The sequence below is a fragment of the Melioribacter sulfuriphilus genome (assembly GCF_051488685.1).
Lineage (GTDB): Bacteria > Bacteroidota > Ignavibacteria > Ignavibacteriales > Melioribacteraceae > Melioribacter.
Map to the genome: position 1 here is coordinate 1 of NZ_JBPSEH010000010.1, position 25,622 is coordinate 25,622.

The 25,622-nt window shown below is 37.8% G+C and carries 22 protein-coding genes; 15 read left to right on the forward strand and 7 right to left on the reverse strand.

Going from position 1 to position 25,622, the window contains the following annotated elements; translation table 11 throughout:
• The first annotated feature begins 54 nt into the window (after positions 1-54).
• The 7 genes from ACSSV9_RS13005 (at position 55) to ACSSV9_RS13035 (ending at position 6,684) form a co-directional block, all read left to right on the forward strand.
• A complete protein-coding gene (locus tag ACSSV9_RS13005) occupies positions 55-339 on the forward strand; it encodes a hypothetical protein (RefSeq protein WP_437347692.1) in 285 nt (94 codons plus the stop codon).
• A 34-nt stretch (positions 340-373) separates the two neighbouring features.
• Positions 374-835: a T9SS type A sorting domain-containing protein gene (locus ACSSV9_RS13010; RefSeq protein ID WP_014856206.1), complete on the forward strand. Its 462-nt coding sequence runs from the start codon at positions 374-376 to the stop codon at positions 833-835.
• Complete coding sequence (locus ACSSV9_RS13015) at positions 832-1,707, forward strand: T9SS type A sorting domain-containing protein (RefSeq protein ID WP_014856207.1); 876 nt, start codon at positions 832-834, stop codon at positions 1,705-1,707. Before ACSSV9_RS13010 ends, ACSSV9_RS13015 begins: the two co-directional genes overlap by 4 nt.
• A 32-nt stretch (positions 1,708-1,739) precedes the next feature.
• Positions 1,740-3,914: a T9SS type A sorting domain-containing protein gene (locus ACSSV9_RS13020; protein ID WP_437347693.1), complete on the forward strand. Its 2,175-nt coding sequence runs from the start codon at positions 1,740-1,742 to the stop codon at positions 3,912-3,914.
• 545 nt (positions 3,915-4,459) lie between these two features.
• Positions 4,460-5,452 (forward strand): L-glyceraldehyde 3-phosphate reductase, encoded by a 993-nt coding sequence (gene mgrA / locus ACSSV9_RS13025; RefSeq protein ID WP_437347694.1) that lies wholly within the window; start codon positions 4,460-4,462, stop codon positions 5,450-5,452.
• Between the two features lie 27 nt (positions 5,453-5,479).
• Positions 5,480-5,944: a bacterioferritin gene (bfr, locus tag ACSSV9_RS13030; protein WP_437347695.1), complete on the forward strand. Its 465-nt coding sequence runs from the start codon at positions 5,480-5,482 to the stop codon at positions 5,942-5,944.
• Between the two features lie 200 nt (positions 5,945-6,144).
• Positions 6,145-6,684: an NUDIX hydrolase gene (locus tag ACSSV9_RS13035; RefSeq protein ID WP_437347696.1), complete on the forward strand. Its 540-nt coding sequence runs from the start codon at positions 6,145-6,147 to the stop codon at positions 6,682-6,684.
• A gap of 360 nt (positions 6,685-7,044) precedes the next feature.
• Here ACSSV9_RS13035 and murI read toward each other — a convergent pair whose 3' ends face one another.
• From murI to queC, 6 genes are all read right to left on the reverse strand, one after another.
• Positions 7,045-7,863, reverse strand: coding sequence for a glutamate racemase (gene murI, locus ACSSV9_RS13040; RefSeq protein WP_437347697.1), 819 nt, complete (start codon positions 7,861-7,863; stop codon positions 7,045-7,047).
• Positions 7,864-7,880: 17 nt separating this feature from the next.
• Positions 7,881-10,439 (reverse strand): [protein-PII] uridylyltransferase, encoded by a 2,559-nt coding sequence (gene glnD, locus ACSSV9_RS13045; protein WP_437347698.1) that lies wholly within the window; start codon positions 10,437-10,439, stop codon positions 7,881-7,883.
• Between the two features lie 73 nt (positions 10,440-10,512).
• Entirely contained in the window at positions 10,513-11,901 is a 1,389-nt protein-coding gene (locus ACSSV9_RS13050) for a tyrosine phenol-lyase (RefSeq protein ID WP_437347699.1), read from the reverse strand.
• Between the two features lie 62 nt (positions 11,902-11,963).
• Positions 11,964-12,320, reverse strand: coding sequence for a preQ(1) synthase (queF, locus tag ACSSV9_RS13055; protein WP_437347700.1), 357 nt, complete (start codon positions 12,318-12,320; stop codon positions 11,964-11,966).
• 69 nt (positions 12,321-12,389) lie between these two features.
• Positions 12,390-12,545 carry a hypothetical protein gene (locus tag ACSSV9_RS13060; protein WP_437347701.1) on the reverse strand — a complete coding sequence of 52 codons (156 nt, stop codon included), beginning with the start codon at positions 12,543-12,545 and terminating at the stop codon, positions 12,390-12,392.
• 45 nt (positions 12,546-12,590) lie between these two features.
• Positions 12,591-13,277, reverse strand: a complete 687-nt coding sequence (gene queC, locus ACSSV9_RS13065; RefSeq protein WP_437347702.1) for a 7-cyano-7-deazaguanine synthase QueC — start codon at positions 13,275-13,277, stop codon at positions 12,591-12,593.
• A 181-nt stretch (positions 13,278-13,458) separates the two neighbouring features.
• Between queC and leuS the strand changes: the two genes are divergently transcribed.
• The 6 genes from leuS (at position 13,459) to fbp (ending at position 22,867) form a co-directional block, all read left to right on the forward strand.
• Entirely contained in the window at positions 13,459-15,924 is a 2,466-nt protein-coding gene (gene leuS / locus ACSSV9_RS13070) for a leucine--tRNA ligase (RefSeq protein WP_437347703.1), read from the forward strand.
• Between the two features lie 13 nt (positions 15,925-15,937).
• Positions 15,938-17,215: a serine--tRNA ligase gene (serS, locus tag ACSSV9_RS13075; protein WP_437347704.1), complete on the forward strand. Its 1,278-nt coding sequence runs from the start codon at positions 15,938-15,940 to the stop codon at positions 17,213-17,215.
• Between the two features lie 63 nt (positions 17,216-17,278).
• On the forward strand, positions 17,279-19,030 hold the full coding sequence (locus ACSSV9_RS13080) for an ABC transporter ATP-binding protein (RefSeq protein WP_437347705.1): 1,752 nt from the start codon (positions 17,279-17,281) through the stop codon (positions 19,028-19,030).
• Between the two features lie 12 nt (positions 19,031-19,042).
• Positions 19,043-20,053, forward strand: coding sequence for an NAD(P)-dependent oxidoreductase (locus ACSSV9_RS13085; RefSeq protein WP_437347706.1), 1,011 nt, complete (start codon positions 19,043-19,045; stop codon positions 20,051-20,053).
• Complete coding sequence (locus tag ACSSV9_RS13090) at positions 20,053-21,843, forward strand: ABC transporter ATP-binding protein (RefSeq protein ID WP_437347707.1); 1,791 nt, start codon at positions 20,053-20,055, stop codon at positions 21,841-21,843. The genes ACSSV9_RS13085 and ACSSV9_RS13090 overlap by 1 nt, the downstream gene beginning before the upstream one ends.
• A 13-nt stretch (positions 21,844-21,856) precedes the next feature.
• Complete coding sequence (gene fbp / locus ACSSV9_RS13095; RefSeq protein WP_437347708.1) at positions 21,857-22,867, forward strand: class 1 fructose-bisphosphatase; 1,011 nt, start codon at positions 21,857-21,859, stop codon at positions 22,865-22,867.
• Positions 22,868-22,929: 62 nt separating this feature from the next.
• Here fbp and ACSSV9_RS13100 read toward each other — a convergent pair whose 3' ends face one another.
• A complete protein-coding gene (locus tag ACSSV9_RS13100; RefSeq protein ID WP_437347709.1) occupies positions 22,930-23,190 on the reverse strand; it encodes a hypothetical protein in 261 nt (86 codons plus the stop codon).
• A 66-nt stretch (positions 23,191-23,256) separates the two neighbouring features.
• On the opposite strand from ACSSV9_RS13100, the gene ACSSV9_RS13105 reads away from it, so the two are divergent.
• Together ACSSV9_RS13105 and ACSSV9_RS13110 are read left to right on the forward strand one after the other, a co-directional pair.
• On the forward strand, positions 23,257-24,309 hold the full coding sequence (locus ACSSV9_RS13105) for a glycosyltransferase family 9 protein (RefSeq protein ID WP_437347710.1): 1,053 nt from the start codon (positions 23,257-23,259) through the stop codon (positions 24,307-24,309).
• Positions 24,306-25,580 carry a 3-deoxy-D-manno-octulosonic acid transferase gene (locus tag ACSSV9_RS13110; protein ID WP_437347711.1) on the forward strand — a complete coding sequence of 425 codons (1,275 nt, stop codon included), beginning with the start codon at positions 24,306-24,308 and terminating at the stop codon, positions 25,578-25,580. Before ACSSV9_RS13105 ends, ACSSV9_RS13110 begins: the two co-directional genes overlap by 4 nt.
• The last annotated feature ends 42 nt before the right edge of the window (positions 25,581-25,622 follow it).

The following is a 25,622-nucleotide window of genomic DNA, read 5'->3' on the forward strand; positions in this document are numbered from 1 at the left end:
ACATGATTTATTTTTTCAATGAAAACGACAATACTTATAAATCTGTTCCTCTAATTGAATTTTTCAGATGTCTCTAATGGTAAAAGATATTTTAAGAAAATATACTATAAAATTAATCCGCTAAGTAACGACCTTGTCTGCTGGGAAAGAAACGATACTGTAAGCGGCGTAACCTTTATGCTCGATTTTGAGGATGTAAATGGAAACGGAGATTATACGGAAGAATTACCCGTTGATAGTTTGGAAAATCCCTGGTGGTCACGTTATATAACTTACAAATATTCGTTTACCGTTCCGAACCCTTTCTCATTACCCTGGTCAAAAATCTACACTTGTTAAAGATACAAATTGGGTAATATTAGAGGGAGATACAGTGATTAGCCACAGAATTGAAATACTGGAGTTATTCTGGTGGGAAGAAATAATAGAGAGTTTCGGAACATTTTTTTTTAGTCTTGAATCCCCGCTTAGCTACTGTACCGGAGCAATTATTAACGGGCGTAAATATGGAACGATTGTAAGCGTTGAGGATAATAAAAATCAATCTCTGCTTTCAGAATTTTATCTGAATAATAATTATCCGAACCCGTTTAATCCCACAACTACTATTAATTATTCCGTTCCTCAAAACAAAAACGGCAATTCATATTTTCATGTAAGGCTGATAGTTTATGACCCTCTAGGAAGAGAAGTAGCTGTTCTGGTTAATGAATCAAAACCACCCGGTAACTACAGTACTGTTTTTAATGCACAGAATCTTCCCAGCGGAGTTTATTACTACTCATTAATATCTGGCTCTACAATAATTACAAAATCAATGGTTTTAGTAAAATGAAATCAATTTATTTAACAATTTTATTCGTATTCTTAACATCAATTATGTTTGCTCAGTATGATGACCCGTATCAGTTTTTTCCGGCTAATTTAGGCGACCATTGGGAATATACGAGGGCGGGAGGAGACCTGCATTATACAGTACTGCGCGATTCGATAGACCCGAAAGACAGCAGCAGGTTTATATTCTTTTATGATCCGCCTTTGTATTACGGCGCTAATTATAGAATAGACAGGAATTATAATGTTTTCAACGTTCCTCAATTTGATAACCGGCATTTATATAAATTAAATGCACAGGTAGGTGAACGGTGGGTTGTTATAGTTGAAGATTCCAGCAAGTGGGAAGAATCGATGGTAAGCGGAATTTATGAGGGGTATGTATTCGGGAAACGCACATTAATAAAGGAGATTCAACATTTTCAACTATGGATAAGACCGGATTCTCTTATTGATACAACTTTCCTTGATGTAGAAAAATTAGCTTACGGATTTGGACGTATATCAAGAGAAAATTATGTATTACAACCTCTTTTATTGAGAGGCTGCAGAATAAACGGAGTAACTTATGGTATAGTTGATGTAAAAGACGAGGCTACTCCGATACCATCCGGTTTTGTTCTCTTTCAGAATTACCCCAATCCGTTTAATCCTTCAACTATTATTCGATATAAAGTGTCTGCTGCCGGGAAGATTACTCTAAAAGTCTACGACATGCTTGGAAGGGAAATCATAACACTTGTTAACGAAGAAAAGCAGCCAGGAATTTACGAGGTAAAATTCGATGGAACTGGATTGCCAACGGGCATATATTTTTACCAAATGATTACAAATGAAGCTATACAAACAAAAAAAATGATACTACAAAAGTAATAACATCATATTAACAAAATTCGGGGGCTAAAATGAAAACGCTAAAATATATTGTAACTTTGTATATTACTATATCTTTCCATTTGTTTGCACAAGTATACAATTGTGTTACTGTATCAGTACAAGAAGTTCCGGCGCAATCAAAAGGAAGATGGCTTCCTTCCGAAGGGACAATAAATGTATTAATTATCTTCGCGGAATTTCCAGATGACAACTATGATATTAATAATATGAGATGGGTTAAAAGCAACTCTCCTCAAAATATGAATAATTGGGTCGATCAAACATGGTCAGCTAACCCTACTCAAGGTTCGCTAACCCATTATTTTAACGAAATGTCCGGCAACAAGCTTCATTTTATTGGAAAGGAAGTTCACGTAATTGCACCGCATACAAGAGACTGGTATATGAATAATTACACCAGTAATCGAAGAGGCAATATTCAAAAAGAAATAATCCAACAACTTGATACAACATGGGATTTTGCCGAGTTTGATAACTGGGATTGGGTAAGTGATTATACATATTATAATAATGCCGATACATACGTTGATATGATCATTTTTGTCTGGAGGAATATTTCAGAAGATTTAAATGATCCCGATCAAGGTTTAATAGATTTAGGATTTATAAGCAATTATGGTGATTTGGGAAATATAGGAATTATTAATGTGGACAACAACCAGAGGAAAATAGCAACGTCATTTGGTGGAGGTGACTCAATACCATACGGTTCCGGTGTGACAGTAAGAAATTATTTAACCGAGGACCCATTCAGAAATGTAATACATGAATTTTCTCATTATTTAATTGGTAACAACGATTATCATAATGGTTTCGGTTTCTGGGGAATGTTATCTGCCTGGGGGATAAGAACATATGTAGCTAATGCGTGGGAAAGATACCGTTTGGGCTGGACTTCAGATTCTACAACATATACAATAAATAATACGACACAGACTCTTACGGGAAGAACCCTCAGCGATTTCGTAACAGGAGGAAATGCTTATAGATTTGTGATTAATTCATCATCACAAGAATATTTTTTCATAGAAAATCATCAAAAATTATCGTATTGGGAAAATAATGCTCCTTTCTGGGGTTCTCATGATGGAAGTGTTGAAAACGGTATTTATGTGATCAGAAAAGTCGGAGCTCCAAATCGAACAAATCCATCCTCATGGCTGCAGCTTATTCCTGCAGATGGACGTTACAATTGGGAAGTAAATCAAGCAGTAGACAATCCTTGGGGCTCTGGTCAATTGCCTGTCTTTAAGCAATTAATTCAAAATAAAACGAGCGGATATCATGATAATCAATATATTCCTTTTAGCTATGCAGGTTTAATAAGTCCTCAGCCAATTCATTTTACAGAAAATCCTGTTACTCAGGAACCTGTAGTAGATATACGATTTCATGGTGATGGTAACGACGCATTTCGTATAGGTTATAATCAAGTATTTTCTCCATGGAGTAACCCAAACAATCAAAGAGCGGCAAATCAAACAACAGCGTTTGGTTTTGAAATAACAAATTTCAGCAATGGTGTATATACGTTAAATATTTATGTAAATACTGCTGAAAATGCATCTCCTTCAATACCCCAAAACTTACACTTAACATTCTCAGACCCCGACCACCCATCGTTAGCCTGGGATTTAAATACGGAACCGGATATATCAAGTTACAAAATATACCGCAGTTATGATAATTCATCTTTTTATTTAGCCGGCGTAGTATCTCATCCAACAAACACATTTATCGATTATGAAATAAGTTATACAAAACCAATATGGGAAAAATCAGTGAAATATTATGTTGTCGCAGTTGATAATACTAATTTAACTTCGGTACCAAGCAATCAGGTTGAAATCGCAGGAATTATGCAAGATCCATTACCGAAGTTAAATGCAAATAATTTTTCTGAAGTATATAGCGAGAAGTATAATTTTAGTTTATTTAAAAACTATCCCAATCCGTTTAACCCCGCTACGAAAATCAGATTTAGCTTGCCCGAAGCGAGCTTTGTTACACTGAAAGTATATGATGTGCTTGGCAGAGAAATAAAAGAATTGGTAAACGAAGTTAAACCGTCCGGAGAATATGAAGTTGAATTTAACGGAAGTAATTTGCCGAGCGGCACATATGTTTACAAACTAACCGCAGGAAAATATTCTGCAGTCGGTAAAATGACTTTGATGAAATAAGGCGAATAATTGATTAATAGAAATTAGCGGAGAGCAATATATGATTATGAATGATGCTCTCCGTTTTTTATATATGTATTTAATATAACACAGCTATGAAATCTTTGTGATGATCCATTAGTAAATCCATTATATCTTTACGGAAGTCTGAAAGTAACCCACTCGCCCGAATATACGAAATTCGCAAACAGAATAATAAATTTGTTCGACGGACGCGTTGTGAATTGAAACCGGAATTTATTACTTTGTTTTAATCATATAATAGTTTTATTCCGGATCGGATGGACAGCTAAAAGTACAAACGCGATAAATATGAATAATAATTCTTATCCGCCATTCATGCTATACGCTGCATTAATGATTCTGCGAAAATCAACGCTAATACATTTCCATATAAAAAATTACTTTGTTTAATAATAATTTATTCTGTTCTCAATAATTATGGACACACTCAAATATCTGATGCTCGTTAGAGAATTCCCACTAAAATTTAAATAAAATTTAGATTATCTTTGTATGGTTATTTTTCAAGAAACGGAGGGAAAATGGAATATTTAGCTTCCGGAAACAGATACGACAAAATGAAATACAACCGCTGCGGGAAGAGCGGCTTAAAACTACCGGCAATTTCATTGGGATTGTGGCATAACTTTGGCGGAGTCGACGTTTTCGAAAACGGGCGGGCTATTGTACGCCGCGCGTTCGATCTCGGCATTACTCATTTCGATCTGGCAAACAATTACGGACCGCCTCCGGGCTCCGCAGAAGAAAACTTCGGGGTCATTTTGAAAAAAGATTTGAAGCCTTACAGAGACGAATTAATCATTTCCACAAAGGCGGGATGGGGAATGTGGCCGGGCCCTTACGGAGACTTCGGCTCGCGTAAGTATTTGATCGCATCCCTCGATCAAAGCCTTAAAAGAATGGGATTGGAGTATGTCGATATTTTTTATCATCATCGTCCCGACCCTGAAACTCCTCTGGAAGAGACAATGGGCGCGCTCGACCAGATTTTAAGAAGCGGAAAAGCTTTGTATGTCGGAATTTCACAATACAAGCCCGAAGAAACTAAAAAGGCGGTCGATATCCTGAAGCAAATGGGTCATCATTTATTAATTCATCAACCTCGTTACAGTATGTTCGACAGATGGATTGAAGACGGTTTAACCGACTTGCTCGAAAAGGAAGGAGTTGGAGCCATCGTATTTTCTCCGCTGGAACAGGGACTGCTTACCGATAAATATTTAAAAGGAATTCCGGAAGGTTCGCGCGCTTCCAAACCGTGGGGCTTTTTGAAACCCGAAAGAATTACTCAGGATAAACTTGAAAAAGTGAAAAAACTGAACGAGATAGCCGCAGGCAGAAATCAAACTTTGGCTCAAATGGCAATAGCGTGGGTATTGCGAAAACCGGTTATTACTTCCGCATTAATCGGCGCAAGCAAAGTGGAACAGATCGAAGACGCCGTCAAAGCGCTCGACAATCTTGAATTTAGTTCGGAAGAGCTGAACAAAATAGAGAAAATATTAAATGAATAACTCACAAAATAATTGGGAGATGTAAAGATGAAAGGAGATGCAAAATTACTCGATGTATTGAACGATTTATTGGCTGACGAATTAACAGCCATTAGCCAGTATATGGTTCATTCCGAAATGTGCGAACAATGGGGCTACGGAAAATTGCACGAAGCCATCGAAAAACAGGCTATCGACGAAATGCACCATGCAGAATGGCTCATTCAAAGAATTCTGTTTCTCGAAGGCACTCCGGTAGTTAACAAATTGAAAAAAATGAATATCGGGAAATCGGTCCCGGATTTTATCAACAACGACCAGGAAGCCGAAGCTGACGCGGTAAAAGCTTATAACGACGCCATTGCTCTAGCGCGTAAAGTTGGCGACGAATCGACAGCCGAATTGTTGACCAAAATTCTAAAGATGGAAGAAGGACACGTTGAATGGGCTGAAAAGCAGCGCGCTCAAATTTCTCAAATGGGTCTCGACGGCTATCTTTCGAATCAGGTTTAACTGTCGATTCATCGTCGGTCTGAAACTGAATTTTTCAACGTAAATAATTAACCGCCGAGTTCGCAGGAAAACGCCGGGAATTTTCTTAGAAGCGTCTTGCGTCTTGGCGGTTAATTATATGTTTGTTATAAAGCGGGAGACAATTTTTTGAAGCAGCATAAATACAAGCGGGAGCGGAACTAATTTAATAAGAGGAACGAATGAATTTCAAAGTAATAAAAAGCAATATAGTTTTCGAAGGAAAAGTATTCAGCGTAAAAGTTGACGATATTCAGTATAACGGCAGCGGTAATCTGGCAACGCGTCAGGTTGCGGTTCATCCGGGAGGAGCCGTCGTTCTTCCGCTGAAGTCAAACGGGAAGATTATTTTTGTAAAACAATTCAGATATCCGCATAACGAATTTGTTATCGAATTGCCCGCCGGTAAACTCGACAAAGGCGAAGACCCACAAAAATGTGCCTTAAGAGAACTCAAAGAAGAAACTGGCTATTCGTCAGAGAAAGTTATTAAATTAGGAAAAATTTATACTACCCCTGGCTTTTGCAATGAAGTGCTTCATATCTTCCTTGCAGAAAATTTGATAGATGGAGAACATGCACGCGAAGAAGGTGAAGAGGATATGGAATTGCTCGAAATGACACTCGAAGAAGCTGAAGAAAAAATTCTTAAGGGCGAAATCGTAGATGCTAAAACTATAAGCGGACTAATGATGTTAAAGTTGCACTACAAAAATGAGTAGTTGATAACATTAATAATTTTTTTGATATCCTTTTTTGCATATTATTTTAATTATAAAAATTAGCTAACTGCCAAATTTGTAGCTTTACAAATATACAATGAAGGCATAAAGTATTATTAATTGATGCTTTCAGCGTCCATTTCATTTAATTATTAAAGTTGAATAAACGTTTTTTGTCGGGCTACGCGGTTTTATACAGACTCAGACAATTTGAATATCAATTCAAAATGTTTTGTTAATGTGGCCTGCTGTTTGTTAGATGAATTCGTCTACTAAATTTGGAAATGAATTTTCTCCTTACATAAGATTATTAGCAATTTCTAAAAAACTACAAAAAGCGAATTTCAAAAAAATATCATCTCATGCATTAGTTAATTCTTCAAGCTCCACTTTATGAATGTTGTTAATTTTTTTGCCCAGGAAGCGCTCTGCTATTAATTTGAATTTTGATGGCAGGTCGCTTACATAATACTCGTGTTTCCCTTCATGAACGGAGTTATTGCGCAGTTGTCTGCCGTTAAGATAATCTTCAACAATCATGGCTGCTGGGGTGCCGGAATCAATCAATTTAACTTTTTTGCCGATCACTTTTTGAATTGTATCTCTCAGGAGAGGATAGTGAGTGCATCCCAGTACGAGAGTGTCGATATCTTTTTCTTTTAATTCTGTCAGGTATTCTCTGGCAATCAATTCAGCTGCTTTATGGTTGGTCATACCTTCTTCGGCCAACGGTACAAACAGAGGACAGGCTTTTTCGTAAACTTGAACTTTCGGGTCAAGTTTTTTTAATTGTTTCGAATAAGCTTTGTTGTTAATAGTAGCGTAAGTGCCAATAACTCCTATTTTGCGATTTCGTGATTCTGCTAAAGCCATTTGTGAACCCGGCTCAATCATTCCGATTACAGGCACCGTCAGTAATTTGCGTAATTCATTGAGTGCTACCGACGAAGCAGTATTGCAAGCTACTACAAGCAGTTTAATATTTTTTCTAAGGAGAAAATTTGCCGCCTGAATTGAATATTCAATTACCGTATGGTTGGATTTATTTCCATAGGGTACTCTTGCGGTATCTCCGAAATAAACTATGTTTTCATTAGGCATCAAGTTGGTAACTGCTCTTACAACCGTAAGACCTCCGATACCCGAATCGAAAAATCCGATTGGGTTTGTTCTGTTCATAAAATTCAATTTACCTCCTATAACATTTCTTCGATTGTTTCCGTTAGTTGTTGAATGATTAATTCGTAATCGTTGGCGGATACTTTCCGTTTATGGCGGTCGAGGATATAAAACGAATCGACTATATCGTCGGCCTTTGTATTGATTTTTGCAAAGTAAATCGATAGACCAAGTTCGTTCATTTTTCGCGTAATCTGATATAATAACCCGAGCCGATCCGGTGAAAATACATCAATGATTGTGTATCTATCGTGCTTTTCAAAAACAATCTTAACTTTGCCTTTACGCTTGAATAGTTTGTTTTCGAGACGCCACCATTTGGATTTAATACGGTTGAATTCTTTTGTTATCTGAAGCTCGTTTAAGGCAGCTAAAATTAAATCTGACTTTATCTTTTCGTAGCGGGATTTATCCACAGCTTCATTTGTTCTGAAATCTGTTACATTAAAATTATCGATTACAATTCCGTCCTTGCGAGTAAATATTTTTGCATCGTGAATATTCAGATCGTTGATTGACAATGCACCGCAAAGCCTCGAAAGGAGGGCATCGGAATCACGCGTAATTACGGTAATCGATGTATAACCTGCCTCTTCTTTGAAAAAGACAGAAACTTTGGAACCTTTCTCGATTTCTTCAATGTGTTGATTAATTTCTTCAGCAGAATAAAATTGTAAGTAACCCAGATCGTCAATCGATTCAATATGCTCTTTGACAGTTTTGTCTAAAAAGACCTCCGATTGCTCCATTATTTCGAGCATACTCGAAGCTAATAGTTCTTCGCCAGTAATTCTTTCTTCGAGCATTCGTTTGGTTTTATGATAAAGTTCGTAGAGCAGTTCGCCTTTCCACTGTGTCCATACAACAGGAGAAACTGCTGATAGATCGGCATACGTAAGAAGATATAAAAGATCGAGCAGTTCGGTATCCGGGAATAAATCTGAAAATAGATTCAATGTTGTCGGGTCGTTTAAGTTTCTTCTGAATGCAACCTGTTCCATTGTAAGATGGTGTCGAACAAGGAACTGAACCTTTTGAATTTCTTCCGTGCTATATCCGAGCTTTTCCATTACAGAACTTGCAATTTCAGCACCAATAATTTCGTGTCCGGAAATAGTGATCGGTTTTGCAATATCGTGGAAAAGCACAGCCAGGTAAAGAATATCTTTGTTTTTTATACTCAAGAAGAGACGACTTAGTGTATTTGATTCGTAGCTGAGATTTTCGAGATTAGTCAATGCGATTAATGTATGCTCGTCGGCTGTATAGCAGTGATAGACGCCAGGTTGAAAAAAATTTACTAACTCACCAAATTCAGGCAGGAATGCGCCAAGTACCCCCAGCTCGTTCATTACATTTAGTGTTTTACTCACATTTTTAGGTAGCCTGAGAATTTCTCTGAAAAAGACGGAAGATTGATGTTCGGTTTCATTCGATTCTTCCAGGTCGACAACGGCTTCGATAATTTTTGAACGGAGAACGTCGTCAAAACGAGCGTCGTGTAACCCTCGATAATAAAATGCCCGGAGTATTACCGACATTGTAAGTTCAATGTCGCTTGCAAGATAAATTATATTGCCCTTCATTGTAAAATCTTCATCGAGCGGAATGGAAAGATAATCTGAAATCGGTTTAGACATCTCATCTTCGAAGCGCTTTGACATAGTTATTGTAAAACGTTTTATAACGTTAGCCGAATCAAAATAGCGACGCATATATTCCTTCCAGTTGCTCTCGGTATAGCCATGCCGAAGGGCAATTTTTTCCTGATCGCTGAATTCAAGACGGTCGTTTTTATGACCGGAGATTAGATGAAGATGATTTCTTGTGTTTAATATGAACTTGTAACTTTCAAATAATCTCTTTGCTGCTTTGGGAATAATTATTTTATCTTTTTTAAGAAGTTCGAGAAAGACTTCGGTTTGTGTAACTTCTTTCTGTGTATCAATAATTATATCGTTCTTGAGAGAATAGATCCATTGCAAAACTTGCAGGTCCCTCAGACCACCAGCTGTATATTTCACATTTGGCTCGAGTACTTTTGCAGAAGAGCCATACTTTTGATATCTGAGGTTTATATCAACGAAATATTCGTTTATCAGATTCTTTTTTGTTTCCTGCTTGAGAGAACTCAAAACTTTTTTATTCCATTCTTTATAAATGTCGTCGTTGCCGCAAATGAATCGTGTTTCGAAAAATTGTGTGAATGCATGAAGGTCTTCTTTTAAAAATTTATTTATATCAGAATAATCCCTGACAGTGTGAGAAACTTCGATACCGGTATCCCAGAGAATTGTTACGCACTGTTTAATAATATTGTCGTTGCGAGGCACTTTGTCGTAGATAAACATTATATCGATATCTGAATATGGAGAAAGTTCACGTCTTGCAAAACTACCGACTGCAGCAATAGCGCAATCAAGTTTGATGTCTTTTAAAGTTCTGAGAATAAATTCTTCGACGAGGACGCTCCATCGAATCGAAAATTGAAAAGCATCTTTCAGAAGATCATCATCGTTGAAAAGGAGGTGTCGTTCCGCTATAAATATTTCTTTTAATTTGAGTGCTTCGTTCATATTTAAATAATCGGGACTGACAGTCCGTCGGATTAACTTTTGCCAGTCCCGTAAACATTTTTAAAAAATGACTTTACAATTTTACGAATTTTGCCTGGAAGAATCTCAAATATTTTGGTTCGTAGACCATTTTTAATCCTTTAATTTTCTTTCTGTCCTGATAAACCTGAGCTATCGATTCAACTGTAACGTCGATGTGGGATTGGGTATAAACGCGGCGCGGGAAAGTCAAGCGAACCAGTTCGAGTTTGGGATAACGGTTCTCGCCTGTTTTGGGATCTCTGCCTGCAGAAACAATTCCGCGTTCCATTCCTCTTACACCACTATCAATATAAATTTCGGCAGCTAAGGATTGTGCAGGGAATAAATCCTGTTTGAGATGAGGCAAGAATTTTTTTGCGTCCAGGAAAATAGCATGACCTCCAAAGGGATAAACAAGTGGGATGCCATATTTTTCGAGTTGCTTGCCACAGTATTCCACCTGTCCAACGCGTGAACTTACATTTTCAAATTTTACCATTTCCTCAATTCCTCTTGCCATAGCTTCCATGTCTCTGCCTGCCAGTCCTCCGTAAGTGTGAAGACCTTCATACACTACTACCATATTGCGTGCTTCTTCGTAAACTTTTTTGTCGCGTGTAGCTAAAAATCCGCCGATATTTACCATCAAATCTTTCTTTGCACTAACCCAGAGACCATCGAAATAGCTGCACATTTCTTTTAGTATCTGTTCTATCGATTTATTTTCATATCCTTTTTCCCGGACTTTGATAAAATATGCGTTCTCGGTTGCACGAGTTGCATCGAACCATAATTTTATTCCGTGTTTCTTGGCAATCTTGTGTACCTCCTTAAGATTTTGCAACGAAAAAGGTTGCCCTCCCGCCATATTGACCGGTCCAGCCATACTGATATATGGAATTTTTTTTGCACCAACTTTTTTAATCAAATCTTCTAACTTATCTGTGTCGATATTGCCTTTGAAGGGATGTTTGTTCTGAGGAATATGAGCCTGGTCGATAATTACGTCGACGAAAGTACCGCCGGCAAGTTCCTGATGTAAACGTGTAGTGGTGAAGTACATATTGCCTGGGATATAGTCGCCGGGCTTGATCATAATTTTTGAAATAATATGCTCGGCTGCTCTGCCTTGATGAGTAGGGACGAAAAAGGGCATACCGTAATATTTTTTAATGTTGTCCCATAAGTAGTAAAAATTTCTACTGCCGGCATAAGCTTCGTCGCCCATCATTAAGCCCGCCCATTGATAATCGCTCATGGCGTTGGTACCGCTGTCTGTAAGCAGGTCGATATAAACGTCTTCGGATCGTAGGAGGAAGGTATTATAGCCGGCTTCCTTAGCGCACTTTTCACGGTATTCGCGCGTAGTCATTTTAATGGGTTCGACCATTTTGATTTTAAATGGTTCAGCCCAGCTTCTTTTGATTTTCCGTTTTGCCATTGTGTGACCTCACGTTTTTTTGATCAGATTTGCGATCGGTTATTAATTCCAATAGCTTTTGGCTATTGCTCTTTCTGATATTCCGCAATAATATCAGAATGAATTCCGCCGCGTGTATTAAACTTAGCCGTCAATTTCATTTTACGTGGTTGAAGCACCTCCACAAGGTCGTTCAAAATTCTGTTTGTGACTGCTTCAAAATAGATGCCGTCGTTACGGAATGATTGGAGATAGAACTTGTATGATTTTAACTCGACGCAAAGCTTGTCGGGGATATATTCTAAGATTATAGTTGCAAAGTCGGGCTGACCGGTCTTGGGACAAAGTGATGTAAATTCCGGGGCAGTATGGATAATTATGTAATCTCTTTCTGGATTGGGATTCGGAAATGTCTCAAGTATTTTTTGCTTTTCATTCATAAATTAACCTCTGCTTTTCTTTGCTTGAAAATTTTTATACCAATTGAATTTTCTGATGTACAAAATTAGTTAATTACTTTTCAGACGTTGATAGATTTTCAATGCAAGTATTTTTTGAACATCAACATAAGAAGTCAAACTAAATATAAGAACGAAATAATCGTCTTCGAAATTTTTAGCTGATTTCGTTTCGTAATGAAGAAAAAAGTTTTTGTAATCTTTCATAGTATGGTTGCAATATCCCGAGTTTCATGATCTCAGATTCTTAATTTATTTTTTATACACAGGACGGATTTTGTATGGAATCGGATCTTCAATACCAGCAATTTGGAAACCACGAAGTCTGAAAGCGCAACTGTCGCAAACGCCACAAGCCTCGTCTTCATTCTGATAACACGACCAGGTTAAGTGTAATGGCGCGTTGAGTTCCACTCCTTTTTTAATTATTTCCGCTTTGGAAAGATGAATAATTGGAGTATGAATTTTAATTTTTGTTTCGGGTTTTGTACCAAGATCTGCCATCTTTTCAAAAGCTTCGAAAAATTCTGGACGGCAATCAGGATAGCCGCTGGCATCTTCGTAAACTGCCCCAATAAAAACAGCTTCGGCTTTTAAAACTTCAGCCCAGCTTATACAGGCCGATAGTATATTTGCATTTCTAAATGGAACGTATGAAGTGGGAATTTCTCTGCTCTCAATGTTGGCGCGGGACACTTCAATCTTCTTATCGGTTAAAGATGAACCGCCAATTTTCGAAAAATGAGTATAATCGATGACTAATTTATGTTTAACATTGTAAAATTCTGCAATGTCATTAAAAGCCTTTAATTCCCGGTTCTCGGTTCTCTGTCCGTAATTTATGTGCAGGAGTGCCAGTTCGTATTCCTTCTTGGCAATTGCTGCTGTAACACAGCTATCCATTCCTCCGCTTAGAGCAACTACAGCTAATTTTTTCATCTCACCCTTTTATTGTTATACTCAAAAATAACAAAATTCAACTACAATTATAGGCGAGCAACAAAACGGCACGATTCGGCAGGCAATCATCGATAGATTGTCGAATAATTTTACGATTCTTGATTAACCAGCCCATTTTTGATAAGTTTCAGTTCAATTTATAACAATTTTTGTGTGTAATATGAAATATCCTTTTGAATCGATCGAACTTAAGTGGCAAAAATATTGGAAAGACAAAAAAGTATTTAAAACCGATTTAACAAAGATTGACAATAAACTTTATGTACTTGTAATGTTTATTTATCCTTCGGCGGCTAAGATGCACATTGGACACTGGTACAATTATGGACCAACTGACACGTTTGCGCGCTATAAAAAGTTGAAAGGGTTTAATGTATTTGAGCCAATTGGTTACGATGCGTTTGGCCTTCCTGCCGAAAATTATGCAATTAAAACAGGCATTCATCCGCAGGACAGTACTCTTAAAAATATTAAAGACATTCGTGCAATGCTCGAAAGAATGGGAGGAATGTACGACTGGGATGCAGAATTGATGACGTGCGTGCCGGAATATTATAAATGGAATCAATGGCTTTTTTTACAGTTATATAAAAAAGGTTTAGCATACAGAAAAAATGCACCTGTTAACTGGTGTCCTTCGTGTCAGACAGTTCTGGCGAGGGAACAGGTGCTCAGCGACGGCGGCTGCGAAAGATGTGGCACTACAGTTATTCAAAAAAACCTGACTCAGTGGTTCTTTAAGATAACCGAATACGCAGACGAATTGCTCGAAGGATTAAATAAAATCGACTGGCCCGAAAAAACCAAAACCATGCAAATCAACTGGATTGGAAAAAGCTATGGAACCGAAATCGATTTTGCAATCGAAGGGTCGGATGAAAAAATTAGAGTATTCACAACCCGACCCGATACACTTTTCGGAGTCACTTATGTTGTCCTTGCGCCGGAAAATGAACTTGTACAAAAAATAACTAAACCAGAATTTAAAGAATCGGTTGAAAAGTATATCGAATCAATTAGATCTCTAACCGAAGTTGAGAGAACATCCACAACAAAAGAAAAAACGGGAGTTCCAACAGGCGCTTATGCTATTAATCCAATTAATGGTGAAAAGGTGCCAATCTGGATTGCCGATTATGTATTGGCAACATACGGCACAGGCTGCGTTATGGCAGTGCCTGGTCACGACGAACGTGATTTCGAATTTGCTAAAAAATTTAATCTGCCCATCAAAAAAGTAATTCTTCAACCCGGCACTGGCGAAAACGATGAATTGAAACAAGCTTATACTGATGTTGGCATTATGATTAATTCAGGAAAGTATAACGGCCTCAGATCCGATGTCGGTATCGAAAAAATTTCTGATGATATTGAAAAAGAGGGACTCGGCAAAAGAACGGTTAATTATAGATTGAGAGACTGGCTGATTTCTCGTCAAAGATACTGGGGTACACCCATTCCCATTATTCATTGCGATAAGTGCGGCGAAGTGTCTGTACCTGAAGACCAGCTTCCGGTAGTGCTTCCGTATGAAGTGAATTTTAAACCCGACGGTGGCTCGCCCCTTGCAAGTTGTGATGAATTTATAAAAACAACCTGTCCAAAATGTGGAGCGCCAGCCCAAAGAGATCCCGATACAATGGATACTTTTGTCGATTCGTCATGGTATTATCTACGTTACCTCGACCCAAATTACAAAGATGGTATGTTCGATACGGAACTGGCAAACAAGTGGGTGCCTGTCGACGTTTATGTCGGAGGAGCTGAACACGCTACGATGCACTTGCTCTATGCACGCTTTATCCATAAGTTTCTTAGAGATATTGGATTGGTTAACAGTGACGAGCCGTTCCAGAAATTAATTCATCAGGGTACGATTACGAATCAAGGCGCAAAAATGTCTAAATCGAAAGGCAACGTGGTCGACCCGAATGAATTCCTGTCGAAATACGGTTCGGATGTTTTTCGTATGTATTTAATGTTTATGGGACCTTATGAACTCGGGGGCGACTGGAGCGATAAAGGAATAGTTGGAGTCGACCGATTTGTTCAACGAGTCTATACTCTCTTTAATAACTATAAAGGAATTGCTACCGACACTCCTGTAAAAAATAAATACTTATTAAATGAACTTGCCGATGAAGAGAAAAAAATTTATCAAAAAGTCAATCAAACGCTGGCAAAAGTAGATACGGAAATTGATAACTTCAGATTTAATACAGCGGTTGCGGCTTTGATGGAATTACTAAATGACCTCAAAAATATTGAGCATTGCAGAAAAGAAATTCAATTATATACGCTCGAACGATTAGCATCAATGCTGGCGCCGCTGGCTCCTCATCTTGCAGAAGAATGCTGGAGTATACTGGGCAAACAAAAATCAATTTATGAAGAGCAGATTTGGTTCGAAGCGGATTCTGCGGCACTGGTAAACGAAACCGTGACAATTGTTGTGCAGGTAAATGGAAAAGTAAGAGCTAAAATTGAATTGCCCGTCGATACACCGGAAAAAGATGTAAGAAATATTGTATTTAACGACGACAAAATTAAAAGTTATGTCGATGGTAAAAAGATAATTAAAGAAATATATGTGCCAAATAAAATTTATAATATTGTAGTGCAATAAAAAGGAATCGCAGATGCTCGATATCAAATTTATTAGAGATAATCCGGACTTAGTAAGGAAAGGATTACGAGACAAGGGCGCTCCTGATAATGTGGAGCAAATTCTTGAACTCGATGAAAGAAGAAGGAAAATAATCGCGCGAAATGACGAATTAAAAGCGCTCAGGAATAAAGTGTCTTCTCAAATTCCAATTTTGAAAAAGAAGGGTGAAGATACTGCATCTGTTTTCGAAGAGATGAAAAGAGTTGGGGACGAAATTGCAGCACTCGATAATGAACTTCGTAAAATTGACGAGGAACTCGATGAAATTTTGAGATGGACTCCTAACCTGGCGCACGAATCGGTCCCTGTGGGTAGAAGCGCTGAAGAAAATGTTGAAGTGAGAAGATGGTTGCCTGAAGGATTTAGCTTTGAGAACGATTTCGAAATACTCGACCATATTGAACTTGGTAAAAAGCTCGACATACTTGATTTTGAAAGGGGTACAAAAATTTCAGGTTCGGGATTCCCGCTTTATAAAGGAGCCGGCGCTACACTCGAACGCGCTCTGATTAATTTTATGCTCGATTTCCATTTACAGAAACACGGCTATAAAGAAATTCTTCCGCCGATTCTCGTAAACAGAGATTCGATGAAAGGCACAGGGCAAATTCCAAAACTTGAAGAAGATATGTATTATATTGAAAAAGACGGCTTGTATCCGATACCTACTGCAGAAGTCCCGATTACCAATATACATCGTAACGAAGTATTGAGTGAAACCGAGCTGACGATAAAATATGTCGGTTATACACCATGTTTCAGGCGCGAAGCCGGATCTTACGGCAAAGAATCAAAAGGCTTTTTGCGCGTCCACCAGTTTAATAAAGTCGAAATGGTTAAGTTTACAAAACCAGAAGATTCTTACGAGGAACTGGAAGGACTGGTTAAGGACGCCGAAGACATTTTGCAAGCACTTAATATTCCTTATAGAATTATTCTTTTGTGTACAGGCGATCTCAGTTTTTCTGCAGCTAAATGTTACGATATCGAAACGTGGTCGCCTGCGGAAAAAAAGTGGCTCGAAGCTTCTTCGTGCAGTAATTTCGAAGCTTTTCAGGCCAGAAGAGCTAACATTCGCTTCAAACGAGAGGGTTCTAAAAAAACAGAATTCGTTCATACATTGAATGGCAGTGGACTGGCTACCAGCCGACTTATGGTTTCTTTACTCGAAAATTATCAAACGCCCGAAGGAAAAGTTATTGTTCCAAAAGCTTTGCAAAAATATACCGGCTTCGAAATTATCGGCTGACAACTTTAAGAGGAATTATTTCTATTTTACGGTTGTTTACTACCAGAAAGGACTTTCGAAAAGTTGTTCGGAAATTTAATCTATTTAAAAAAATACTTTCTCCGGTATAAAAGCAGTTACCTGCTTGGAATTCTCTTTATACTGATTTCTAATGTGGCTACTGTCTTAGTACCAATTCTGATAAAAGACAGCATAAATTTGCTCGGAAACAATCTGGATACCCACCTCATTTTTAACTATGCCCTGTATACTGTCGGCATTACTTTAATTGCTGGTGTGTTTCAGTTTTTCATTCGCGAAACAATTATTGTCGCTTCCAGAAAAATTGAATACGACCTGAGACAGGATTTCTGGGAACACATCCAAAAGCTGCCCTTACGATTTTTCCAGAACAATTCAACAGGAAATATAATGTCGCACGCAACAAACGATATTAATGCGGTGCGGTCGTTCGTTGGCCCGGCAGTAATGTATTCGATTGACAATGGCACATTATTCCTGATGATAATTCCAATTATGATTTCTTTAAGTCCTCTGCTCACTTTTTATGTGCTTCTGCCGCTGCCTTTTCTGTCGTATCTGGTTTATATCGTTATGAAAAAAGTCCATTTAAAATATACACGGATACAGGAAAAATTTTCCGAGTTAACTGAAAAGGCTCAGGAAAATTTTTCGGGAATCAGAGTTATAAAATCGTACGTCAGAGAAGATTATGAGTTAAAAGAATTTACTAAACAAAGCGAAGAATATCTGAAAAGGAAGATGGACCTTGTAAGGCTTCAGGCGCTTTTTCATCCTATCTTTTTTATTATCGCAGGTTTTTCTGCCATTATTGTAATCTTTGTTGGTGGCAGGATGGTAATCGACGGAGAAATTTCGCTCGGTATTATAGTTGCATTTATATCTTATCTTTCAATGTTGATCTGGCCAATGATATCTTTTGGATTTGTGGCCAATCTGGTGCAGCAAGCCGATGCTAGTATGAAACGCCTGTTAAAATTCTTTAACGAACCGTATGAAATTATCGACAGCGAACAAACCGATTACTCAATAGAAAATATCGAAGGACAAATAGAATTCAAAAATGTAAGTTTCAGATATAACGATTTTCTTCCGCCTGTACTCAATAACATCAATCTGAAAATAAACAAAGGCGAAACTGTTGCATTTATAGGCAAGACCGGAAGCGGTAAGACCACGCTGGTAAATTTAATTCCACGATTTTATGACGTAACAGAAGGTATGATTACAATTGATGGAGTGGACGTACGCAAAATACCTCTTAAGGTCCTCAGAAAAAATATCGGTTTTGTTCCTCAGGAAACATTTCTATTCTCGGATACTCTTGCCAGAAATATTATTTACGGTAATGGCGAAGAAGACGAGGAATTGATTAAATATGCTGCTCAAATTTCTCAACTGGCAAAAGACGTTGAATCTTTTCCCAAAGGATACGATACTATTTTAGGTGAACGCGGTATTACTCTTTCAGGTGGGCAGAAACAAAGAACATCGCTTGCCAGAGCTCTTGCAATCGACCCAAAAATTTTAATACTCGACGATTCTTTTTCTGCCATCGATACCCATACTGAAGAGGAAATCCTTAAAGGCTTGAAAGAATTCATGAAAAACAGAACAAGCATAATTATCAGCCACAGAATTTCAACTGTAAAAGACTCGGATAAAATATTCGTGCTTGATAACGGTAAAGTAGCTGAAGAAGGAACTCATGATGAACTTGTAGCATTAGGCGGAATTTATGCCGACCTCCACTACAAGCAGCTGCTCGAAGAAGAATTAAAAGAATTAAATTGAGGGGAAATTTATATGAAAAAAATAAAAGTCGCTTTTTTTTCAATACCGTCTAAAGAAAAAAACTACATAAATAGAAAGCTCGATAAAAATAAGTATGAACTCTTTTTCTACAAGGACACACTCTCTCCCGATAATCCAGTTATTAAAGATGCCGATGTTCTATCGGTCTTTATTTATGACAAAGTGGATAAGAAAATCCTTGACAAGGCAAAGAAACTTAAACTGATTGCCACAAGGAGTACGGGGTATAATCATATCGACACAGTCTATGCAAAGAAAAAGAAAATAGCTGTAGCAAATGTGCCTTACTACGGTGAAAATACAGTAGCTGAACATACATTTGCATTAATTCTGACTTTATCGAGAAACATTCACAAAGCATACGTCAGGGCACAGCAAAGTAATTTTTCGCTCGAAGGTTTGAGAGGTTTCGATTTACGAAACAAAACACTGGGTGTAATTGGCGCCGGCAGTATTGGCGTGCACGTCATGAAAATTGCAAGAGGATTCGGTATGAGAGTTCTTGCTTACGATGTAAAACAAAATCATATTCTGGAAGAACTTCTTGATTTCAAATATGTCGATTTAAGTACCCTGTTGAAATCCTCCGATATAATTACACTTCATTGCCCTTATAACGAAAGCACTCATCATTTGATCAATATGAACAATATTGAGCTTGTTAAAAAAGGCGCACTTTTTATAAATACCGCACGTAGTGGTCTTATCGAACCTCAGGCGCTCTATTATGCAATCGACAAAGGGATTTTTGGTGGAGCCGGCCTGGACGTTTTTGAAGGCGAAGAGCTTTTGAAAGAAGAAAATCAAATGCTTACAAAAAACGTCGAACTCGAAAAGATCGATGCAATTTTCAAAAGAAATCTTTTGCTAAGGCGCGAAAATGTTATTTTAACTCCTCACATGGCTTTCGATTCACATGAAGCGATCGAGCGGATTCTCGAAACCACCGCAGAAAATATTAACTCATTTTTCGAAAACAGGAACTACTATAAAGTAATTTAATGACCGATAACAGAAAAGACGATGAAATATTAGGGAAAGCCTACGACGCTAAATTAATGAAGCGGCTATTAACTTACGTTAAGCCGTACAAAGGTTATATATTCCTTGCAATTCTTTTGAATATTGTGGTCGCTATTTTGCCTTCAATTAGACCCTACCTGACCAAAATTGCAGTCGACGATTATATTGCAAATAAAAACTTCGAAGGACTGATAACAATCTCGGCACTTTTGCTCGGAACACTCTTGTCGCAAGCAGTGGTGCAATATTTTTTGACTTACTTTACGGAATTGATGGGGCAAAAGATAATTTTCGATATCAGGGTTCAACTTTTTCGTCACGTGGAAAAATTAGCTTTAAGATTTTTCGACAAAACTCCGATCGGACGAATAGTAACGAGAGTAACAAACGACGTAGAATCACTAAACGAAATGTTTTCGTCGGGAATCGTCTCGGTTTTTAGCGATGTCTTTGTTATTATTTGGATTTTCTTCTTTATGTTTACAATGTCGTGGGATCTTTCGCTTGTTACTCTTTCGGTAATTCCGATTCTTTTTTATGCCACTTTTTTATTCAGGAAAAAAGTTAGAGAAGCCTATCGCGATGTTAGGTATCACCTGGCTCGACTTAATTCGTACATGCAGGAACATATAACCGGAATGAATGTGGTTCAGCTCTTTTCAAAAGAAGAAGACGAACTGAAAAAGTTCTCTTCAATCAATAGAGATTACAAACATGCAAATATACGGTCGGTTTTTTACTATGCTATCTTCTTTCCTTTTGTCGAACTTTTAAGTGCTATATCGATTGGACTAATAATTTGGTACGGCGGTGGCGAGGTGGTACAAAACAATCTTACACTCGGCGTGCTAATTGCATTTCTCCAGTACACAGAAATGTTCTGGCGACCGGTAAGGGACCTTTCCGAAAAATATAATATTCTCCAAACTGCTATGGCTTCCTCAGAAAGAATATTCAAACTACTCGATGATAATACTTTCGTTAAAAATCCTGACAATCCGATTAAACTAAATAATGTAAAAGGAGAAATTGAATTTAAGAATGTCTGGTTTGCTTATAATCCTGGCGAATACGTTTTGAAAGATATTTCGTTTAAAATTAACGCCGGTGAAACGGCGGCAATCGTAGGTGCTACTGGTGCAGGTAAGACGAGCATTATCAATGTCCTAACGCGCTTTTATGATATCGAAAAAGGTACCATTTGTCTCGACGGCATCGATATCAGTAAAGTTGATAAAAGAGACTTGAGAAAATATATTTCAGTTGTTCTGCAGGATGTATATCTCTTTTCGGGTACGATAAAATCTAACATATCACTCGGCAACGAAGAGATAAGCGAACAACAGATAGTTGATGCAGCCAGAACAGTGGGTGCTCATGATTTTATAATGAAACTGCCAGGGAAATACAATGAGGCGGTTAAAGAAAAAGGGGCTACTTTAAGCGTGGGACAGAAACAATTGATTTCATTTGCACGTGCCCTTGCTTTTAATCCCAGGATATTAATTCTCGACGAAGCAACTTCGAGCATCGATACAGAAACTGAAATTCTAATTCAAAAAGCAATAGAAAAATTACTACGGGGGAGAACCTCAATTGTAATAGCTCACCGTCTTTCGACTATTCAGAATGCCGATAAAATTCTCGTTATGCATAAAGGAGAATTGAAAGAAGTCGGCACGCATCAGGAATTGCTCGCTCGAAAGGGAATCTATTACAAGCTTTATCAGTTACAATATAAAGATCAGGAAGTAATTAAAACAAACTAATGCAGGAGGCGTTATGCCCTTGAAGCAATTTATGACGCTCCCCCGTCATATCCTTGAAGGCGAAAAGTTGCATCCTGAGGCTACAGGAGAACTGTCGGCCATCCTACTGCAATTGGGACTTGCTGCCAAAGTAATCTCTCTTGAAGTAAACAAAGCAGGACTTGTTGAAATTCTTGGTTTTACCGGAAAGACCAACGTACACGGCGAAGAAGTAAAAAAACTTGACATCTTCGCACACGAAATGCTTATTCGAGCAATGGATCACGGTGGTCACTTCTGTGTTATGGCGTCCGAAGAAGACGAAAACATAATACACTTACCACCTCATCAAAAAATCGGGAAATATGTTCTTTTGTTTGATCCCTTAGACGGCTCGTCGAATATCGAAGCAAATGTGAGTATCGGTACAATATTTTCGATTTACCGACGCATTACGCCGGGTAATGGACCTGGCACAATTGAGGACTGTCTTCAACCTGGATACATGCAGGTGGCTGCGGGCTATATTGTATACGGTCCCTCAACCATTTTTGTCTACAGTGCAGGACACGGTGTATACGGATTTACGCTGGATCCAGCCTTTGGCGAATTCCTCCTTTCGCATGATAATATTAAAATTCCAGAACGCGGCAGAATTTACAGTATTAATGAAGGTAATTATAATTCATGGAGTGAGGGATTGAAAAAGTATATAAAGCATTTGCAGGCAAATAAGTTTGAAGGCAAACCGTATCAGTTGAGATATGTTGGTTCGATGGTAGCCGATATCCACAGAACACTATTGTACGGTGGTACTTTTATGTATCCGGGCGACAGGAGGAATCCAAAAGGTAAATTGCGACTTGTTTACGAATGCAATCCCCTTTCGTTTATCATTGAAGCTGCAGGGGGAATGGCTATCGATGGAGAAAAAAGAATTCTGGAATTAATTCCCTCGTCACTTCACGAACGAACGCCAATTTTTGCAGGCAGTAAAGATGATATTATTCTTTTGAAAAAATTCCTGAACGAAGAGAAAGAATAAAGCAGATTTTCAAGTGGCATAAAATTAAAGAAGGCTGGAAGAAATCCAGCCTTTAATATAAATCAGAAATTTTTGATGCCTTCGTCAATCAAAGCGGCAAGTTCTTGCTGGCTAATATTTTCAAACTTGATTTTTGCCGATCTCAAAATAACCGCTGGTGGATCACCTTCACCTTTTTTAAAACGATATAAATTGAATGCTAATCTGTACCTCTCATTCGGAATTGGTATATACTTTGCCAGCGTTTCAACAAAATTATAACATTTTTTTTCTAATGAGTCTTCGGGAAAAGTCTTTGTTCCGGGCGATGGTAATGTAGTCATAATTCAACTCGCATTTCATAATTTGTTTGTCAAAAATAATGAAGATTGTGCTTAGTTGCCAACGATATGGTTACGGGTTTTGAATCGTTCGACGAAATATCTAAATTTGCAATAAAAAATGGTATTCACTTTGTGAATGAAAATCGTCCTCTAAAAATTCTCGTAATACGACTCAGCTCACTTGGAGACGTAATACTGACCACACCTGTTATTCGCGCATTGAAGTCAAAATATAACAATTCAGAAATCGATTTTGTGGTTAAACCTCAGTATGTTGATGCACTGAAATACAATAAATATCTAAACAGAGTGCTGCAGTATGAAATAAATAATAAAAAGGAATTATTGAAATACATAGCCTCTCGAAATTATGATATCGTAGTCGATTTGCAGAATAATTTAAGGAGTAACAGAATCAATATTGCAGCGGGAGGACAAATATTCCGTTTCAGAAAACCGACCGCAAAAAAAATTTTTTTATCTAAATTCAGGATTAATTTATACGATAAAATTAAATCGATACCTGAACTTTATTCCACTGCAGTTCCCGGTTTGAAACTGGATGATTACGGTACAGAAGTTTTTTTGCCGAACGATATTCATATCGAATTGGATGAGGGCAATTATATTGGAGTTTGTCCTGGCTCAAAGCATTTTACTAAAATGTGGCCGTCTGACTATTTTGTTCAATTGGGTAACAAGATTTACGAAAGAGGAATTAAAACACTCCTATTCGGAGGAAGGGACGACAGGGAATTATGCAATACAATTGCCAGCAGAATTCCAGAGGCGGTAGATTTGAGTACGGATGACGACCTGCTAAATCTGGCGGCTCACATGAAAAGGTGTAAACTTGTTGTAAGCAACGATACTGGTTTAATGCATTTGGCTGCATCTCAAAATATTCCACTGATTGTAATATTTGGTTCAAGTGTCAAAGAGTTTGGTTTCCTTCCGTATAAAGTTAAATTTAGACTGGTAGAAAATGAAGGATTGAGATGTCGCCCCTGCAGTCATATCGGGCGGGAAAATTGTCCCAGAGGTCATTTTAAATGCATGACAGAATTAACCCCAGAACTTGTTTTTAATAATATTATAGAATTACTCGAAGATAGATGAAAATACTCTGGCAAATTTTATATAATGCTTTCTTTTATCCGCTCTTTGAGCTAATAAAAGTTGTTTCCCCCCTGGCAGGCGAAAAGGTAAGGACGAGTGTCGCTGACAGGAAGTACTTGTTCGAAAATCTAATTCCTGCTATTGCCGGTATAGACCGTAGAAAAAAATTGGTCTGGTTCCACGCATCTTCTATGGGTGAATTCGAACAAGCAAAACCAATTATTGAAAAATTAAAAGAAGAAAAAGAGTTAATAATTCTTGTTACATTTTTTTCTCCTTCTGGCTACCGAAATTCAATTAAATATTCACATGCAGATATAATTTCCTATATGCCTTTCGACACGATAAAGGATGTTAAACGTTTTCTGGACATAACGCAGCCTGACCTGGTCGTATTTATGAGATACGACATCTGGCCGAATACAATCTGGCAGCTCGAAAAAAGAGGTATACCATATATAATAGCAGATGCTACGATGCGCTCGGGCAGCAAACGTTTATTACCTGTAATAAATTCTTTTCATAAGCATGTTTTCGAAAGCGCTGCAAAAATTCTAACTGTATCTGAAAACGATGCCATTAATTTCCTCAAGTTCGGATTATCTCCAGAAAAAGTTATTCCTGTTGGCGATACGCGTTTTGACAGAGTTTATATTAAAAGCTTAACTGCAAAGGAAAAAAAAATCATTCGGGAAGATGTTTTGCAAAATAAAAAAACGCTTGTACTTGGCAGTCTCTGGGAGGCCGATGAGGAGATAATTTTTCCCGCCCTTATCAAGTTAATGAAATATGTGCCGGAACTAATGCTTATTGTCGTTCCACACGAACCCGATTTAATGCATCTCGAAAAGATTGAAAGCGATTTTCATAATAAATATTCCACAATCAGATTTTCGCTTATGAATCATTACAGAGACGAACGAGTGATTATTGTAGATTCGATTGGTATCTTGCTAACACTCTATAGTTATGCGGATGTTGCTTATGTTGGCGGAAGTTTTCGTCAAATTCATAATGTACTCGAACCGGCAGTATATGGAATTCCCGTCGTCTACGGTCCCAAAATTGAAACGAGCCAGGAAGCTATTCAAATGCATAAAATAGGCGGCGGAATTATTATTAAAAATAAAAAGGAAGCTTATAGAGCATTTAGGCGTTTGATTACCGACGATAAATATCGGTCTAAAATCGGGAAAATAGCTGGCAACTTTGTCAAATCCAATACAGGCGCTACAGATAAGATAATTAAAGAAATTTACAAATACCTATAAATAACCGTAATAAGTAAACCATCCGATTAAAAATACCTAAGT

Bases quoted from the DNA above. Each gene is read 5' to 3' on its own strand.
- murI (WP_437347697.1), bottom strand. From the start codon at position 7,863: ATGAACAGAACAAACCCAATCGGATTTTTCGATTCGGGTATCGGAGGT.
- mgrA (WP_437347694.1), top strand. From the start codon at position 4,460: ATGGAATATTTAGCTTCCGGAAACAGATACGACAAAATGAAATACAAC.
- ACSSV9_RS13035 (WP_437347696.1), top strand. From the start codon at position 6,145: ATGAATTTCAAAGTAATAAAAAGCAATATAGTTTTCGAAGGAAAAGTA.
- ACSSV9_RS13050 (WP_437347699.1), bottom strand. From the start codon at position 11,901: ATGGCAAAACGGAAAATCAAAAGAAGCTGGGCTGAACCATTTAAAATC.
- serS (WP_437347704.1), top strand. From the start codon at position 15,938: ATGCTCGATATCAAATTTATTAGAGATAATCCGGACTTAGTAAGGAAA.
- ACSSV9_RS13015 (WP_014856207.1), top strand. From the start codon at position 832: ATGAAATCAATTTATTTAACAATTTTATTCGTATTCTTAACATCAATT.
- ACSSV9_RS13085 (WP_437347706.1), top strand. From the start codon at position 19,043: ATGAAAAAAATAAAAGTCGCTTTTTTTTCAATACCGTCTAAAGAAAAA.
- bfr (WP_437347695.1), top strand. From the start codon at position 5,480: ATGAAAGGAGATGCAAAATTACTCGATGTATTGAACGATTTATTGGCT.
- glnD (WP_437347698.1), bottom strand. From the start codon at position 10,439: ATGAACGAAGCACTCAAATTAAAAGAAATATTTATAGCGGAACGACAC.
- ACSSV9_RS13060 (WP_437347701.1), bottom strand. From the start codon at position 12,545: ATGAAAGATTACAAAAACTTTTTTCTTCATTACGAAACGAAATCAGCT.
- ACSSV9_RS13105 (WP_437347710.1), top strand. From the start codon at position 23,257: ATGGTTACGGGTTTTGAATCGTTCGACGAAATATCTAAATTTGCAATA.
- ACSSV9_RS13020 (WP_437347693.1), top strand. From the start codon at position 1,740: ATGAAAACGCTAAAATATATTGTAACTTTGTATATTACTATATCTTTC.
- leuS (WP_437347703.1), top strand. From the start codon at position 13,459: ATGAAATATCCTTTTGAATCGATCGAACTTAAGTGGCAAAAATATTGG.
- fbp (WP_437347708.1), top strand. From the start codon at position 21,857: ATGCCCTTGAAGCAATTTATGACGCTCCCCCGTCATATCCTTGAAGGC.
- ACSSV9_RS13100 (WP_437347709.1), bottom strand. From the start codon at position 23,190: ATGACTACATTACCATCGCCCGGAACAAAGACTTTTCCCGAAGACTCA.
- queF (WP_437347700.1), bottom strand. From the start codon at position 12,320: ATGAATGAAAAGCAAAAAATACTTGAGACATTTCCGAATCCCAATCCA.
- ACSSV9_RS13090 (WP_437347707.1), top strand. From the start codon at position 20,053: ATGACCGATAACAGAAAAGACGATGAAATATTAGGGAAAGCCTACGAC.
- queC (WP_437347702.1), bottom strand. From the start codon at position 13,277: ATGAAAAAATTAGCTGTAGTTGCTCTAAGCGGAGGAATGGATAGCTGT.
- ACSSV9_RS13110 (WP_437347711.1), top strand. From the start codon at position 24,306: ATGAAAATACTCTGGCAAATTTTATATAATGCTTTCTTTTATCCGCTC.